The organism is Streptosporangium album, from assembly GCF_014203795.1.
In the GTDB taxonomy this organism is placed as follows: Bacteria; Actinomycetota; Actinomycetes; order Streptosporangiales; family Streptosporangiaceae; genus Streptosporangium; species Streptosporangium album.
The window spans coordinates 913088-928543 of record NZ_JACHJU010000001.1 but is presented as its reverse complement, the minus strand read 5'-3'; the positions used below and the strand labels follow the sequence as shown (position 1 = coordinate 928543).

At 68.0% G+C, this 15456-nt stretch carries 13 protein-coding genes and 1 pseudogene; 6 read left to right on the top strand and 8 right to left on the bottom strand.

What is annotated here, in order from left to right; translation table 11 throughout:
* The first annotated feature begins 272 nt into the window (after window positions 1-272).
* On the top strand, window positions 273-1412 hold the full coding sequence (locus FHR32_RS04325) for an esterase-like activity of phytase family protein (protein WP_184753101.1): 1140 nt from the start codon (window positions 273-275) through the stop codon (window positions 1410-1412).
* A gap of 92 nt (window positions 1413-1504) precedes the next feature.
* Here FHR32_RS04325 and FHR32_RS04320 read toward each other — a convergent pair whose 3' ends face one another.
* Together FHR32_RS04320 and FHR32_RS04315 are read right to left on the bottom strand one after the other, a co-directional pair.
* Entirely contained in the window at window positions 1505-1849 is a 345-nt protein-coding gene (locus FHR32_RS04320) for an MmcQ/YjbR family DNA-binding protein (RefSeq protein WP_184753100.1), read from the bottom strand.
* A gap of 64 nt (window positions 1850-1913) precedes the next feature.
* Complete coding sequence (locus FHR32_RS04315) at window positions 1914-2252, bottom strand: hypothetical protein (RefSeq protein WP_184753099.1); 339 nt, start codon at window positions 2250-2252, stop codon at window positions 1914-1916.
* A 688-nt stretch (window positions 2253-2940) separates the two neighbouring features.
* Between FHR32_RS04315 and ltrA the strand changes: the two genes are divergently transcribed.
* A complete protein-coding gene (ltrA, locus tag FHR32_RS04310) occupies window positions 2941-4173 on the top strand; it encodes a group II intron reverse transcriptase/maturase (RefSeq protein WP_221465257.1) in 1233 nt (410 codons plus the stop codon).
* A gap of 86 nt (window positions 4174-4259) precedes the next feature.
* Window positions 4260-5006: pseudogene (locus FHR32_RS04305) on the top strand (pyridoxal-phosphate dependent enzyme); the annotation flags it as partial.
* On the opposite strand, the gene FHR32_RS04300 reads toward FHR32_RS04305, so the two are convergent.
* The 3 genes from FHR32_RS04300 to FHR32_RS04290 form a co-directional block, all read right to left on the bottom strand.
* Window positions 4906-6087, bottom strand: a complete 1182-nt coding sequence (locus FHR32_RS04300; RefSeq protein WP_184753097.1) for a globin domain-containing protein — start codon at window positions 6085-6087, stop codon at window positions 4906-4908. The pseudogene FHR32_RS04305 and the gene FHR32_RS04300 sit on opposite strands and share 101 nt — an antisense overlap.
* Window positions 6088-6158: 71 nt before the next feature.
* Entirely contained in the window at window positions 6159-6587 is a 429-nt protein-coding gene (locus tag FHR32_RS04295) for an RrF2 family transcriptional regulator (RefSeq protein WP_184753096.1), read from the bottom strand.
* 520 nt (window positions 6588-7107) lie between these two features.
* Window positions 7108-8706, bottom strand: coding sequence for an alpha/beta fold hydrolase (locus FHR32_RS04290; RefSeq protein ID WP_184753095.1), 1599 nt, complete (start codon window positions 8704-8706; stop codon window positions 7108-7110).
* Window positions 8707-9220: 514 nt separating this feature from the next.
* Between FHR32_RS04290 and FHR32_RS04285 the strand changes: the two genes are divergently transcribed.
* The 3 genes from FHR32_RS04285 to FHR32_RS04275 all read left to right on the top strand — a co-directional run bounded on the left by FHR32_RS04285 (window position 9221) and on the right by FHR32_RS04275 (window position 11879).
* Entirely contained in the window at window positions 9221-9745 is a 525-nt protein-coding gene (locus FHR32_RS04285; RefSeq protein WP_184753094.1) for a hypothetical protein, read from the top strand.
* 105 nt (window positions 9746-9850) lie between these two features.
* A complete protein-coding gene (locus tag FHR32_RS04280) occupies window positions 9851-10684 on the top strand; it encodes a transposase family protein (protein WP_184753093.1) in 834 nt (277 codons plus the stop codon).
* 298 nt (window positions 10685-10982) lie between these two features.
* The gene (locus FHR32_RS04275) at window positions 10983-11879 is read left to right on the top strand and encodes an AraC family transcriptional regulator (protein WP_246465963.1); all 897 of its coding nucleotides are present in this window, start codon (window positions 10983-10985) and stop codon (window positions 11877-11879) included.
* Window positions 11880-11886: 7 nt separating this feature from the next.
* On the opposite strand, the gene FHR32_RS04270 is transcribed toward FHR32_RS04275, so the two are convergent.
* The 3 genes from FHR32_RS04270 to FHR32_RS04260 are packed head-to-tail and all read right to left on the bottom strand — an operon-like array spanning window position 11887 to window position 15424.
* Window positions 11887-13956, bottom strand: coding sequence for a xanthine dehydrogenase family protein molybdopterin-binding subunit (locus tag FHR32_RS04270; RefSeq protein ID WP_184753092.1), 2070 nt, complete (start codon window positions 13954-13956; stop codon window positions 11887-11889).
* Window positions 13953-14918 carry an FAD binding domain-containing protein gene (locus FHR32_RS04265; protein WP_184753091.1) on the bottom strand — a complete coding sequence of 322 codons (966 nt, stop codon included), beginning with the start codon at window positions 14916-14918 and terminating at the stop codon, window positions 13953-13955. Before FHR32_RS04265 ends, FHR32_RS04270 begins: the two co-directional genes overlap by 4 nt.
* Window positions 14915-15424, bottom strand: a complete 510-nt coding sequence (locus FHR32_RS04260) for a 2Fe-2S iron-sulfur cluster-binding protein (protein ID WP_184753090.1) — start codon at window positions 15422-15424, stop codon at window positions 14915-14917. The genes FHR32_RS04265 and FHR32_RS04260 overlap by 4 nt, the downstream gene beginning before the upstream one ends.
* Window positions 15425-15456 lie beyond the last annotated feature (32 nt).

The following is a 15456-nucleotide window of genomic DNA, read 5'->3' as shown; positions in this document are numbered from 1 at the left end:
GAGCGCGCCCCAATGACCCGCCCTCTCGGAAGGTCGCGGTTTCCGGTGCGGTAAAGCCGTAATTGATGCTGGGTTTCGGTCTTTAGTGCTCACTATCGCGATTCTTTTATTCAAAGATGAAAGTGGCTGGTCAGGTCTATCCTCAGGGCGAGTCAAAAAACGTCCGGACGCCGATTCCCGTAGATATTTTCTTTGATCTGCGGTCTCATATTCCCGCTGGTTTCAATGGAGCGATTGCGGGATGTGAGAAACGCGTGACAAATTCGCGAAGAATGACAAGGGCCGCCGTCGCGCTCGCGGCGGCGATCGGCCTCGGGGCCGTCGGCGTGCGGCCCTCGACGGCGGACACGACGCCACCGGAGGATCTCCGGATCACCCGGTTCCTCGGCGAGCAGCGCCTGCCGTACAAAATGCAGTTCAAAGGCACCACCGTCGGCGGATTGTCCGGTCTTGACCGTGACCCGCGCACCGGCACCTGGTATTTCGTCTCCGACGACCGGTGGCGCTACAACCCGGCCCGCTTCTACACCGGCCGGCTGGACATCGACCGGGTGACCGGAAAGTTCAGCGGGGTGAAACTCACCGGGGTCACCACCCTCCTGCGTCCGGACGGAAGTCCCTACCCGGCATACGGCCAGCCCGACTCCGCGGATCCCGAGACCATCCGCTTCGACCGGTGGGGCCGCCGGGTCCTGTGGGGGAACGAAGGGGACAGGCCGGACGAGACACACCCCACGATCCCGGTATCCGACCTGTCCGTCCGCTGGGCCGACCGCGAAGGCCGGAATCTCGGTGAGCTGCCGATCCCCGGCAACCTCAAGCTGACCGACACCACCAGCGGACCCCGGCGCAACTTCGGGTTCGAAGGCCTGACCTTCACCCCGCACACCATCGCGGCCATCGTGGAAGGCCCTCGGTACGAGGACGGGGATCTCCCCACCGTCGAGCGGGGCGCGCCGGCCCGCATCACCGTGTGGGACCGCCACGGACGGCTGCGCGGGCAGTACGCCTATCCGATCGACCCGCTGCCGACGGCGCCGGTCCCGCCGTCCGGGCACTCCGACAGCGGCGTTTCGGAGATCCTGGGGATCGACGACCACCGGTATCTCGCACTCGAACGTTCCTGGATCGAAGGCGTCGGTTACCGGGTCAAGTTGTACGAGGTCGATCTGCACGACGCCACGAACGTGCTGGCCAGGAACAGCCTGGCGACCGGCGGGCCGTACCGCTCGGTCTCCAAGCGACTCATCTCCGATCTCAGCTCGTTCCATCCGCCGGTGCAGAACCTGGAGAGCCTCGCCTGGGGGCCGCGCCTCACCACGGGTGAGTGCACGCTGGTGATCGGCTCCGACGACAACTTCGACAGCCAGGAGATGACGCAGTTCCTGGCCTTCGCCGTCCGGGGCTGCTGAGCACGGGGACACGGCCGTCCGATGACATCCGAGCGGGCCCGCGCCACCCACGCGGGCCCGCCCGGCCTCTCACCCTCCACCCGTCGTACGGGCTACCGCCCGGCCTCGTGGGCGTCGACCAACCCCTTTGGTGCCGTCAGACACCACGCCTCGGTGACCAGCTCGAACAGCTCCTCCGGATCGATCTTCGCAAGGTGCACCACGACCCAGCCGAACCGGCCCGCGGTGAACTGGACCTCGAACACCTCCGGACGCTCCGCCACCAGCGCGATCTGCTCCTCGATCGTCGCCTTGAGCCCCACGGTCTCCGTCTCCTGCCACAGGTAGCCGAAGCCCTTGCCGCGCACCTTCAGCGAGATCCAGTTGCCGCCCTCGCTCTGCGCGACCTCTGGCAGCCTGTCCAACATTTCCAAGAGCTCATCGACACTCACACCCATGGCCCACGTTTATCAGAGCGCTCCGACATTTATCCCCGGGGAACAGACCCGGGCCCGGGGCCGGTCAGAAGAGCGTCGGCGTGGTCTCCGCGTCCGTCGCGCCCACCTCCGGTGTTTGCGGGTGTTGATCGGCGGCGTCCAGCATCGCATGGGCTGTGAGGCGTTGTTTTACCGGCGCAGTCCCTCCCACCTCAACGATCACGTCGTGATCTAGCATCGCGGCCGGAATGGGGACTTCAACACCTCGGCCACCGTCCGACGTGAAACCGCGTACTTTGCGCGCCAAGGCCCGCTGCGACAGGCCCTCCATCCGGGGGGCCGTCGCGCGCTCGGTCCTTGCCGCGATCGGGTACGCGGTGAGCGACGGCCCCATCTTCAGCCCGCAAGGACGTTCGTGCGGCATGTTCTCCCGCCGGCTGGCACATGTCCGCGACGCGCGCAACCCCGATCAACTTCGATGAGCGTGCGCCGCGAGCGCAGTGAGGAGGGTCCGATGTAGTCGGACGTTCGTGGCTGTGTGTAACTGTGCTGGAGATGGAGGTAGGCCCTCCGGAGCCGCCTTGCAGGAGGAGGCCCCAAACCACCGCATGCTGCGTCGGTTAAGAGCCGGGGTGGTGAGCGATGCGGAAACGGTGCGGCGGGACCGCGTCAGGTAGGGATCAAGAAGGCGAGCGCGAGCGAACCATCGCTGAAGTGTCGAAAGAAACAGACGACGTCGAAACCGGGGGCTGCTCTTGCCTTCGGGACAAGCCCGGGGGATACCTGTCTACCGCTCGGGCGGCGTCCGGCATGGAGATGGCGCGAGCTTGATCTGGGCTCTGGCATGGAACGCGGGAACCTGTCGCCCGTGAAAGTGTCCCCGGCGGCCAGTCGGGGCGAGAGGGAGAACCCCAAGGAGCGATGAGCTTGCAAGGGGCTGAGTACCGGTGGCCGGGCACAGGGGCGGACCGTCTCGTAGTAGCGGTGAAGCGCCGTAATGGGCGTGGAGCGAAGGGGACGGGTCATTCAGGTTTGTCTGATGGTCAACCGAAGTTCTCGGGAGGAGCCGGATGAACGAGCCAGGCTCGAAGCCGTACGACATCTCCAGGCAGGTGTTCGTGACGGCGTTTGAGAAGGTCAGGAGTAAGAAGGGGGCGGCCGGGGTCGATGGCGTGACGGTCGAGCAGTTCGAACAGGACCGCAAGGACAACCTGTACAAACTGTGGAACCGGATGTCGTCGGGGAGTTACTTCCCGGCCCCGGTGCGGATGGTGGAGATCCCCAAGAAGAGCGGCTCGGGATCGAGGATTCTTGGAGTGCCGTGCGTTGCAGATCGCATCGCGCAGACGGTGGCGGTCGCCTATCTGGAGCCGTTGGTGGAACCGATATTCCACCAAGACTCCTACGGGTATCGGCCAGGCAGGTCGCCGCTGGATGCGGTGGCCACCTGCCGGGAGCGCTGCTTCCGGTGTGCCTGGGCGATCGATCTGGACATCGCGGGTTTCTTCGACAATCTCGATCACGATCTGATCCTCAAGGCGATCGCTGCCCACACCGCCGAGGCGTGGATCCTGCTGTATGTCGAGCGGTGGCTGAAGGCCCCGCTGTCGATGCCGGACCGAACGCTTGCCGCGCGGGATCGGGGCAGCCCCCAGGGCGCGTCGATCTTCCCGCTGATCGCCAACCTGTTCATGCGTTACGCCTTCGATGCGTGGATGGCCAGAGAATTTCCGTCTGTGCCGTTCGAGCGGTTCGTCGATGACGTGATCGTGCATTGTGTGAGCGAGCAGCAGGCCTGCAGGGTGAAAGAGGCGATCGCCCGGCGACTGGCGGAGTGTGGCGGGTTGCAGCTGCATCCGGACAAAACCCGCATTGTGTACTGCAAGCAGACTGGACGCTACGGCAGGCACGACACCGTGACGTTCGACTTCCTGGGGTACACCTTCAAACCGCGGATGGCCATCCAGAAGGGCGGAGCGCTGTTCACGACCTTCTCTCCGGCCATCAGCGGTAGCAGCGCCAAAGCGATCCGGCAGGAACTACGCCGGATGCGATTTCACCTGCGCAGCGACCTGAGCTTCAAGGACATCGCCAAGTTGATCAATGTCAAGGTCGGGCCGTGGGCCGTCTACTTCGGGCGCTTTCGCCCGTCGGAGGCGGCTCATGTGCTGTCTCACGTCGATCAGTATCTCGTTCGGTGGGCCCGACGGAAGTACAAGCACCTGCGGCGCTCTCCACGTCGGGCGTGGGAGACCCTGAAGAAGATCATGAGATCTTATCCGGGGCTCTTCGCGCACTGGAAGCGGAATGCGCTCAGGAGATCAGCAGCGGCGCGAGCTGGATGACAGGAGCCGGATAAGTCGAGAGGCTTACGTCCGGATCTGTGGGAGCCGGAGGGTGAGATTCCCTCCGGCCACCCGACCGTTATGGCGGGCAGGTCATCACCTACGACCGCTACACCGAGGACCGGGAGGCGATCGGCCGTGTGCTGGCCGCCGAGCGGGGTCTCACGCTGATCCCGCCGTACGACCATCCCCACGTGATCGCCGGCCAGGGCACCGCCGCCAAGGAGCTGTTCGAGGAGGTCGGCGACCTCGACGCACTGTTCGTGTCTCTGGGCGAGGGCGGCCTGCTGTCTGGCACGGCGCTGTCGGCCCAGGCGCTGTCACCTGGTTGCAAGCTGTACGGAGTCGAGCCCGAAGCCGGAAACGACGGCCAGCGGTCCCTGCGTCAGGGGTCCATCGTCCGCATCGACACCCCGAAGACCATCGCCGACGGTGCGCAGACCCAGCGCCTCGGCACCCAGACGTTCGCCATCATCCGTCGTGACGTCGACGACATCCTCACCGTCACCGACGCCGAGCTCGTCGAGAGCATGCGAACCTTCGCGTCCGTCATGAAGATCGTCGTCAAGCCCACCGGATGCCTCGGTTTCGCCGCCGTCCGCGAACTCGCCCCGCGGTTGCGCGGCCACGTGGTGGAGCATGGCGTCCGGATCGAGTACGGCAGGCGCGCCTTCCCCGGTCGCCGGGTCCGGCCCGACGGCCGCGGCGGTTGCGTGAGGTCCACGCCTCTGATCAGCTCCGTCCCAGCCACAGGTCGGGGCCGAACACCTCGTAGTGGATGTCGGAGGCGGGCACGCCTCGCCGGAGGAGCTGGGAGCGGACACTGCGCATGAACGGCAGCGGCCCGCAGAGATAGGCGGTCAATCCGGTGGGCAGGTCGGTCTCGGTCAGGTCGGCCTGCCCGATGTTGGGGGCGGGCCGGCAGGAGCAGTCGCCCGGCTCCTCGTACCACCGGTGCAGGGTGGCGTCGGGCAGGTCGGCGACCAGCCGCTCGAGCTCCTCGCGGTGGGCGTGGTCGGCCGGGGAGCGGTCGGCGTGGACGACGGTGACCCGGCGGGTGGAGCCGGTGGCGGCGAGGTGGTCGACCATCGACAGGATGGGGGTGGCGCCGATTCCGGCCGAGGCGAGCAGCAGCGGGGTGTCGCCCGGGGACAGGACCAGGTCGCCGAACGGCGGGGAGATCGTCAACGCGTCGCCGGTCTGGACGTTCGCGTGCAACCAGTTGGACACCTCCCCGTCGGGAACGTCGCCGCCGCGCACCCGCTTGACAGTGATCCTCCAGTCGTCCCGCTCGGGGGCGCACGACAGGCTGTACTGGCGGATCTGCCGGGTGCCGTCGGGCAGGGGGACCGCGACGCTGACGTACTGGCCGGGCTTGAAGGACAGCGAGGTCGCCGGTCGCAAGGTCAACGAGATCACGTCCTCGGTCTCGCGCCGCCGGTCGAGCACCGTGGCCTGCAGCCGGCCCTCGCCCGCGTCGCGGTAGAGACCCGTCTCCAGGGTGATCAGCGCGTCCGCCATCAGCCAGTAGACCTCGTCCCAGGCCGCGGCCACCTCGGGGGTGACGGCGTCTCCCAGCACCTCGGCGATGGCGGCGAAGAGATACTTGTGGACGATCTCGTACTGGTCGACGGTGACGCCGAGCGAGGCGTGCTTGTTCGCGATCCTGGCGAGCATCGTGTCCGGTCGGCCGTCGGAACGCTCCACCAGGACGGCGGCGAAGGCCGCGATGGATCCGGCGAGTGCGCTGCGCTGTTCACCGTTGGCCTGGTTTCCCCGGTTGAACAGGTCCCGCAGCAGCTCGGGGTTGTCGGCGAACATCGTCTCGTAGAAACGTGCGGTGATGTTCTCGATGGCACCGCCGATCACGGGCAGGGTGGCCCGGACGGTCACGGTCGACTCCGGAGAGAGCACAGCATTCTCCAAACTAGTAAATGATCTTCATATTTGAGGCCGCCTTCGAGGAGTCGGGCGCATGCCGTCGATCAGCTGAGGCTGAGCAGTACCGGCCCGGTCGGCGAGGCGACCAGATCGTCCACGGTGAGCGGATCCAGCGACGCGTAGAAAGCACGCTGGGCGTTGCGTAGTGCGCCGCGCAGGCGACAGGCGGCACGCAGCGGGCAAGGGGTTTCCCCCTCGCATGCGACGACCTCCTCCTCGCCCTCCAGTTCACGGACGAGCCAGCCCAGCGACGCCGTACGGCCGAAGCCGGTCAGCTCCAAGCCGCCGCCGCGCCCCCGGCGAGCCTCCACCACCCCGAGGTGCTGGAGCCGGGCGATGGCCTTGGCGGTGTGGGTGTAGGGGATCGCCATCGCCTCGGCCACCTGCCGGGTGGTGAGGGTCACCCCCTGCTCCGTGACCGCCAGGCGCATGGTGACGCGCAGGGCCAGGTCGGTGAACTTTGTCAGTCGCACGACACGACCGTATCAAATTAGATTTTTACTTACCAATTTAGGGGTAGGGCATCAAAGTCGCCGGAGCCATGCGGGGTCGCGGGCCGGCTTCCACGCCCGAGTGACCGGCTGCGACACGGTGACCGACGAGGTGCGCCAGACGACCGGAGAGGACGCTCAGCCTCTCGAAGACTGGCGGGACGAGTGGCGTGGCGCCCTCCTGGGACCCAAGGTGTGCCGCCTCCCCGTTTCCAGGATTTCGGGCCCGTGCCGGTACCGCGCCTCCTCGGCGTCCACCGGCGGACGCGCAAACAACAACTTCGGCATGACAATCCCCCCTGAGACCATCATCGCCCCAGGTCAGCAGGAATGTACACCCTCATTCAGGAACGCAGCACCTAGCCGCCTACTACTTGCTGCAGGCCCTGGAGTATTGCGAGTGGATGTGCAGATCGGCATGGAACCGCATCCATGTCATTTTGCCACAGGGCCGTCAGACGCTCGCTGGCCGTGGCTTCGGGATTTCCAGGCCGTGAGTTGATCACGTGACGGCCGTAAAAGCACGGCCGTTCAGCGAGCCGCTCAGTGTGATCCGGTCCTTGGCCAGGAAGGGCGTCCACGACAGCTTCACCGTGCGCCCGCCCGTCACGAGTTCGGCGCTCACCTTCGCGCCGAGCGTGATGGTCCCGGTCACAGGCAAGTCCCCTGCGAGCTTCGCTGCGTGGAGGCGGATGACGTTGTTATTGTCGTCGAAGTCGACGCGGCCCCCGCGCAGCCCCGCCTCGGTGGTCATCCTGGCGTGCAGGCTCGCCAGAGGATTGCGGCGGGCCAGCGCGTCGTCGGCGGTGGCGTAGAGGCCCGCGACGAGCGTCCGCTCGGCGCGTGACAGAGCTGCCGAGCGGACGGGCGCGACGTCCTTCGCCGAGACGGGGAACGACCCGACCGCCTTATAGTTCTCCAGGTCGCAACGGGGGTCGGTGGCCGGGTGCGCGGGGGCGGCGAGGAAGGCGCGCATACCCTCACGCACGCACCCCTCCGACCACGCCATGCTGTGCACGCCGTAGCGGACCTGGGAGAACGTGCTCTTCGGGAACCGGCTGGTCAGCGCGGCCACCTCGGCGGGGGTGTGAGTGTCGAAGTCGCCCGCCACGGTCAGGGCGGGGACGGCGGGATAGGTCGAGCCGGGGCGCACGGGCGGGCTCTGCCGCGGGGTCGGCCAGTTCACACAGAAGTCGTACAGCGTGCTGCCACCCAGCTCGGCGAGCGTGAACGGCCAGGCCGGACGCTCCTTGGCGTAGAACGCCCTGAGCTGGCGGTCACGTTCGGCCGGGGAGGCGGCCTTGTCGAAGGGGAACGCGCCGTCGCCGCATACGTAGGCGAGGTAGCCGGCCCAGTGCGCGCCCTTGAGCGGCGGGTAGGGCGCCGAGCCCGCCTCCGTCGCGAGCCTGCGCAGCGGGAGCGGGTCGCCGCCGAGGTAGGCGGCCGCGGCCGCCACGATCTCGCGGCCGATCACCGGCTGGGAGGCGTACTGCCCCAGTGCCGCCAGCGTGGCGATGGGCGCCTCCGGGTCGGGGTGGGCGCGAAGCGTCTTCACCAGGCGCGTGAAGATACCCGACGGGGTTCCCGGCAGCCGCCTGCAGGCGACGGACGCGTCGCAGACCAGGTCGAGGTTGCTCAGGCGCATGCGCATCCCCCAGTCGGTGTAGCCCGCGCGGGTGGTGAGGACGACGCTGTCGAGGAACACCGCGGCCGTGCTCGCCGGGAAGCGCGTGGCGTAGGCCTGGGCGAAGACGGTTCCGTAGGAGTTGCCGTAGAAGCTCACCCTGGGCACGCCCAGCGCCTGCCGTACAGCGTCGAGGTCGGCCACGGTCTGGTCGGTGGTGAAGAACTGGGTACGCGGCCCGAGCAGGGTGGCGCACGCGGCGATCGTGGACTGCACGTTGAGGTCGATGTCAGGGCAGAGCAGCGGGCTCGATTTTCCCTGCCCTCGCGGTTCGACCACCAGCAGGTTCTGCCGGTCGAGCACGGGACCGAGCGACTCCACGATGATCGGCAGTGCGGGCAGCGCGGCTGCGGGCCCACCGGGATCGGCGAGGATCGTCCCCGTCGCACCCTTCGCGGGCAGCCAGGCGAACGCCACGGTGATCTTTTCGGAGTCGGGGTCGCTCCAGTCGAGCGGAACCGAGATCGTACCCTCGCACTTCTGGGTCGCGGCGGCGCACGAGTGAAGGGCGGGCGGTGACGATGGAGGAGTGACGATAAGGGACGCAAGTAGTGCGGCAGTAGCGACGCTCTTCATGTCTCCAGACTTCCGCATGTTTCGTCGCAGGATCTCCTCTCCGAGGAGGTTCTCACGTTAGGAGCAGGCTCCTAGGCCGCCGAGATCATGTCGGCTTTCCGGCGTACCTTTGCCGGGGCTCGTGATGGTCGTCAATGAGCTAATTCCATCTTGTTTCCGCAGGTGGAAGCGGATGGCCTGGCTGGGATTGGCGTGATCTCTGCTGGTGGATGGTGGTGATCATCGCCGTTGATCGTCCGCCACGGACAAATGCGGACCTTCCGTGATTCGACTGCGACGACACGACCCGGATCGTTATCGTCCGTGTCCGGATGCTTTCACCAGGTAACAGACGTGTCGCTGCCGGAGGACGCCCGTGTCGCAGAGGCTGCTGGAGGAGATCACCGCGCGACTGGTCTCCACGACCGCGCACGCCGAACGGCTCCGTACCCAGCTGACCGAAGCCGAAGACGACCTGGACCGGCTGAGGGTGGCCGAGCAGGTCGTCAAGGAGATCCTCGCCGAAGTCCCCGCTGCGGAGCAGGCGTGCGGTGCCGGCCAAGACCCGGCCGATATGCCGACACCGGTGTACCGGGTGGCACTGACGGCGGCCCGGGCCGCGGCCCAGGCAGAACGGGGCGTGGAGTTTCTGTCCGGCGGCCGGTTGATCCCCTTCCGACACGAAGCCGATGACGCCGGGGACCTGCCCGCCGACTATCAGGCGCTGCTGGCCGCGGTAGACGCCGCCGGCGGCCCGGTGATCTGCAAGGCGATCTGCGAGCAGCTCGGACTGCCGGTCGCCTCAGGGCAGGTGGAGGGGGTCCGGGCCAAGCTGAAACGGCTGGCCGAGCGAGGCCGGCTGCGCAAGACCCCCAGCGGCGCGTTCGCCCCGTCGTCCTGACCAACGCGGCCCCGATACCGGGGTCGCTATCCCTGACCAGCCCCTGACCAGGGCATCGCCGGGCGAACAGCCTGAGCGCGCCCCCAGCCGGGGGCATGGCGGTTTGTGACAACAACCAACACCACGGCCGAGGACGCGCCGTCCCCTGTCTACCGCTGCCTGCTGCCGCTGTCCACCCGAACCCTCACCTTCGTCGCCGACCTGCTGCGCGGCCATCTGAAGGTGATCGGCTCACGGTGGCGGAAACTGTCCCCGGGCCAGATCGCCACCATCGTGGTCGCCTTCCTCCGCCACGATCACCGCCTGGCCGACCTGGCCGGCGCCAACCACGTCTCGGCCTCCACCGTGCGCCGCTGGATGCTGGAGGTCATCGACCTGCTGGCCACCCGCGCGCCCCGCCTGGACCGCGTCCTGAAGAAGCTCGCCAAGTCCGGGGGTGAAGTGGTGCTGCTGGATGGCACCCTGGTGCGCACCCGCCGCCGCACCGGCGCCGACAACCGCAAGAACTACTCGGGGAAACACAAGGTCCATGGGGTGTTGGTGCTGGCCCTGACCGACCGCAAGGGCAACCTGCTGTGGATCTCGGCCGCCCGGCCTGGCCGCTCCAGCGAGATCACTACCGCCCGTCACAACCGGCTCACCGAGCAGCTCCGCAGGGCCGGGCTGGGCGCCATCGCCGATCTCGGCTTCGTCGGCCTGGACGACAACCCCGACGACCCGGTCATCATCACCGGCCGCAAAGCCGCCCGCAACCGCCCCCTGACCACGGCCGAAAAGCAGGCCAACCAGCTGATCAGTGCCGAACGCGCCCCCGTCGAACACGGCTTCGCCGCCCTGAAGAACCGGCGCATCCTGATCAAGGTCCGCATGCGCGCCACCCACGCCACCACCCTGCTGCGCGCCCTGATGGTCCTGGCCACCACCGAGCACACCCGATGACAGACGATCACCCGGCATGATCACCACCCGCGACCAGCGCGAGTACACCCTCACTCGATCACACCAGGCGCCTGACCAGCACCTTCAGGATGAAACGATCTCAGTGAGAAAAGGCAGGTGCCAAATGAGGATCACCACGTCGTCAGAGGGAATCGTCGTAACTTGACTGAATCCTTCATCGCCCTGTTGCGGATGGGATGTGATAATCCGGTCATCGCAGGCACCTTGCCGCGTGTTATCGACTGGTGCGTGTCTGCGGCGTCGGCTTCGTTGTCTCCAGGTCTCGCGTGGTGTTTGGATGGGGATCATGGCCCTCGACGAGCTTCGCGACCTCCTCCACCGCCATGCTCGGCCCGATCTCGCCACCCCCATCGAAGATGTCCTGATCTTCAGGGCCGAGCAGCCCCAGCCACCGACGCCGACGACCTATGGCAAGGTGCTGGCCGTCGTCGCCCAGGGCACGAAGCGCTTCGCGTTGGGCGAGAAGGTGTACGAGTACCGTGAGGGGCAATACCTCATCGCCTCGGTCGACCTCCCGGTGACCGCTCACTTCGCCAGGGCCAGTGCGGAGCTGCCGGGGCTGGGCGTCGGGCTGACCCTGCACCCGGCTGCCGTGGCGGAGGTGCTGTTGCAGGCGGCGCCGGGTGAGCTGCCGGAGCACGGTGAGGGCGTGCCACCCGGCTTGGCCGTCAGCACCGCCTCCCCCGAGCTCCTCGATGCCGTCATCCGCCTGCTGCGCCTGCTCGACCGCCCCCGTGACATCACCGTCCTCGCGCCGCTCATCAAACGCGAGATTCTCTGGCGCCTGATCACCGGCGATCAGGGCGCGATCGTCCGGCAGTTCGGGCTGCCCGACAGCAGCCTCAGCCACATCGCCCGCGCCATCCAGTGGATCCGCGACCACTACACCCAGCCGTTCCGCGTCGAGGACGTGGCCAAAGTGGCGAGCATGAGCGTCTCCACCTTCCATCGGAACTTTCAAGCCGTCACCGCGATGAGCCCGATTCAATTCCAGAAGCGGATCCGGCTCCAGCAGGCCCGGCTTCAGCTCGCCGCAGCCCCGGCTGACATCGCCGCCGTCAGCCGCCGAGTGGGCTACGAGAGTCCGTCCCAGTTCAGCCGCGAGTACCGCCGCCAGTTCGGCATGTCACCCAGCCAGGACGCCACGCGCCTTCCCGCGGGGGCGGCGCGCTGAAACCTGCTCACGCCTCGAGCACCCGGTCGAGCCGGATCGGCAAGGACCGCTGCCTGACCCCCGTGGCATGCCAGACGGCGTTCGCGATCGCGGCAGCCGTACCCACATTGCCGATCTCACCGGCGCCCTTGATGCCCATGGGAATGCCGGGTTCGTAGTCGGGCACGAAGTCGGCCTCGATGTCGGGCACGTCGGCGTGCGCGGCGATGTGATAGCCGGCGAAGTCCGCGTTGACGTGCCGGCCCGAGACCGGATCGCGAACACCTTCCTCGTGCAGAGCCATGGACAGCCCGCCGATCATCCCTCCGATGACCTGACTGCGGGCCATGAGCGGGTTGACCACCCGGCCCACGGCGAACATCCCGAGCAGCCGGCGTAAGCGCGCCTCGCCGGTCGCCGGGTCGACGCTCACCTGGGCGAATATGGCGCTGTAGGCGTGCCGTTCCTGGGAGGGCAGGTCGCCGAGCGATTGGCTGGTGTCGACCGTGACCGTCCCGCGGTAGTCCTGGTCGCGCAGCTTCGCCGCCGCTTCGGCGATCGCCCAGGCCCAGGACGTGGTTCCCCGAGATCCGCCCGCGGCCCAGGCGGGTCCGAGGGCGCTGTCGGAGATCTTGAGGTGGATCCGCTCGGTGCCGACGGCCAGCGCGTCGGCGGCGATCGCGGTCAGCGCGGTGCGTGCGCCGGTGCCGAGGTCGGTGGCGCCGATGGCGACGATGAAGGTCCCGTCCGGCTCGGCGGTGATCGATGCCGACGAGGGGAACGCACCGGCGCTGAAGGACGTGGCGGCCAGCCCGGTGCCGATCAGCAGGGCTCCTTCACGCCGCAGCCGCGGCCGATGATCTCGCGTGTCCCAGCCGAACCTGCGCGCGCCTTCTCGCAGGCAGGCGACGAGGTTTCGGCTACTGAACGGCAGGCCGGACACGGGACCGACCACCGGCTCGTTGCGCAGCCGCAGCTCCAGGGGATCGAGGCCCAGCCTCTCCGCCAGCTCGTCCATGGCGGATTCGAGGACGAACGAGCCGGGAACGGCGCCGGGTCCGCGCATCGAGCTCGGCGGCAGGACGTCGAGCGGGACTGCGGTGAGGTTCGTCCGGATGGCCGTCGCCGCGTAGAGGGTTTTGGTGAGCTCGGTGCAGCCCTCGATGTATTCCGCCAGCGGAGAGATCTCGAAAGCGGGCTCGTGCCAGATCGCCCGCAGGTGGCCGTCGGCATCGGCGCCGATCCGGATGAGCTGATCGGTGGCCGGCCGCATCGCAGTGGTGAGGAACACCTGGGCGCGGGTCAGCGTGACCCGTACGGGCCGCCGAAACCGCAGCGCGGCCATCGCGGCCAGGATCAGCTGAGGGCCACACAACCCCTTGGAGCCGAACCCGCCGCCGACATGCTCGGTGCGGATGTGCACCTGATCAAGGCTCAGGGAAAACAGCGTGGCCATGGTGGCGGCTATGGTGAACGGCCCCTGATTGGAGTCGATGGCTTCCAGGCGCTCGCCCTCCCACCACGCGGTCGCCGAGTGCGGCTCCATCGCGCTGCAATGCTCCTCGGGCGTGCGATAGCGCTCCTCGACCACCACGGCGGACGCGGCCAGCTCGGCCTCGACGTCACCGACGTCCACGGGGCCGTCGAAGATCGTCACCGCCGGACGGCCCGCCGGATGATCGGCGGTGAAGGCGGTATCGTGCGGCTCCTCCTCGTAGGTCACCGGCAACGCGGCGGCTGCCGCCTGCGCCTGCTCCAGCGTCTCGGCCACGACGAGCGCGACGGGCCGGCCGGCGAAGGGGATCACCGCGTCCTGCAACAGCTGCAACTGGCCGTCCGGGCCGAAGAAGCCTCCTGCCTTCGGGTTGAGGCGGGGCGCGTTGGTGTGGTGGATCACGCCCACCACGCCGGGCATGTCCTGGACGGCCGAGACGTCGACGCCATGGATGCGCCCCCGGGACACGGTGGACAGAACGACCGAGCCGAAGAGCAGGTTCGGCGTCGGCACGTCGGCGGCGTAGCGTGCGGCTCCGGTGACCTTGGCCCGTCCCTCGATCCTGGGCCGGGCGATCCCGATGGCGCCGGTTGTGGTGTTCATGCGTGGACCTCCTCCAGGACCGCCACGATCAGGTTGCGGGCGAGCGTCACCTTGTATCCGTTGCCGGGCAGCGGTTCGGCGGCCGACAGTTCGGCATCGGCGGCGGCTCGGAATCTGTCGGCGGTGGTGGGACCCTCCAGCAGGAAGAACTCGGCGGTCCGAGCACGCCACGGCCGCGAGGCGACACCGCCGAGGGCGATCCGTGCCGAGCCCCTGTCACCGTCCAAGCCGGCAGCGATGGAGACGGTGGCGAAGGCATACGACGCACGCTCGCGCACCTTCCGATAGCGCGACCGCGGGGAAACCGCAGATCCCGGGAGGACGACCGCCGTGATCAGGGCTCCCGGTGGCAGGGCCGTCTCCCGCTGCGGTGTATCGCCGACGGGCAGGTAGAACTTCTCCAGCGGGATCTCGCCCACGCCCTCGAGCGTCTCGTAGCGCACGACCGCGTCGAACGCGACCAGCGCCACCGCCATGTCCGAGGGATGGGTGGCGGCACAATGTGGCGACCTGCCGAGGATGGCGTGGTTGTGGTGCTCCCCGGCGATCGCGGGACACCCGCTGCCGGGCAGTCGCTTGTTGCAGGCCTGCGAGGGGTCGGCAAAGTAGGCGCACCGGGTCCGTTGAAGGAGGTTGCCGCCCACCGTGGCCATGTTGCGCAGCTGTCCGGACGCGCCAGCCAGCACCGCCTGGCTCAGCGCCGGGTAGCGCCGCCGTATCTCGGGATGGGCTGCGAGGTCGCTGTTGGTGGTCGTGGCGCCGATGAGCAGTCCGCCGTCCGGTGTCTCGCGGATTCCGGCAAATGGCAACTGCCGCACGTCAATCAGCCGGTCGGGTGCTTCGACTCCGTCCTTCATCAGGTCGACGAGGTTCGTGCCACCGCCTAGGTAGCGCGCGCCGCCGCTGCCCGCGATCAGCGCGTCACGGAGGTCCGTCGCGCGCCGGTAGGCGAACTCCTTCATCCCGCCACCTCGATTACGGCACGCACGATCGCTGGGTACGCCCCGCAGCGGCACAGATTGCCGCTCATCCGCTCACGCACCTCTGCCGCGTCCAAGGCCGGCGGCGGGGCATCGGGAGAGACATCGGCAGTCACTGCGCTGGGCCAGCCCGCCGCGTGCTCGGCCAGCATCCCGACAGCCGAGCAGAGCTGCCCGGACGTGCAGTAGCCGCACTGGAAACCGTCATGCTCGACGAAGGCCGCCTGGAGCGGATGCTTGACGCCTTCGATGGTGGTGACCTCGGTGCCTTCGGCGGCGACTGCCAACGTCAGGCAGGACACCACGCGTCTGCCGTCGAGCAGCACGGTGCACGCCCCGCATTGCCCGTGATCGCAGCCCTTCTTCGGACCGGTGTGGCCGAGATCCTCGCGCAACGCGTCGAGCAGCGTCGTGCGGTTGTCGACGGTCAACCGGTGCGTTACGTCGTTGACTTGCAGCGAGATCGCGCTGCGGCGGTCGTTGGTCATCGTCCGTCCTTTCTCAGCAGGCAGGTACCACG

Excerpts from the sequence above, each read along its gene's own strand:
- FHR32_RS04270 (WP_184753092.1), bottom strand. The coding sequence starts at position 13,956 with ATGAACACCACAACCGGCGCCATCGGGATCGCCCGGCCCAGGATCGAG.
- FHR32_RS04275 (WP_246465963.1), top strand. The coding sequence starts at position 10,983 with ATGGGGATCATGGCCCTCGACGAGCTTCGCGACCTCCTCCACCGCCAT.
- FHR32_RS04315 (WP_184753099.1), bottom strand. The coding sequence starts at position 2,252 with ATGCCGCACGAACGTCCTTGCGGGCTGAAGATGGGGCCGTCGCTCACC.
- FHR32_RS04320 (WP_184753100.1), bottom strand. The coding sequence starts at position 1,849 with ATGGGTGTGAGTGTCGATGAGCTCTTGGAAATGTTGGACAGGCTGCCA.
- FHR32_RS04260 (WP_184753090.1), bottom strand. The coding sequence starts at position 15,424 with ATGACCAACGACCGCCGCAGCGCGATCTCGCTGCAAGTCAACGACGTA.
- FHR32_RS04325 (WP_184753101.1), top strand. The coding sequence starts at position 273 with ATGACAAGGGCCGCCGTCGCGCTCGCGGCGGCGATCGGCCTCGGGGCC.
- FHR32_RS04265 (WP_184753091.1), bottom strand. The coding sequence starts at position 14,918 with ATGAAGGAGTTCGCCTACCGGCGCGCGACGGACCTCCGTGACGCGCTG.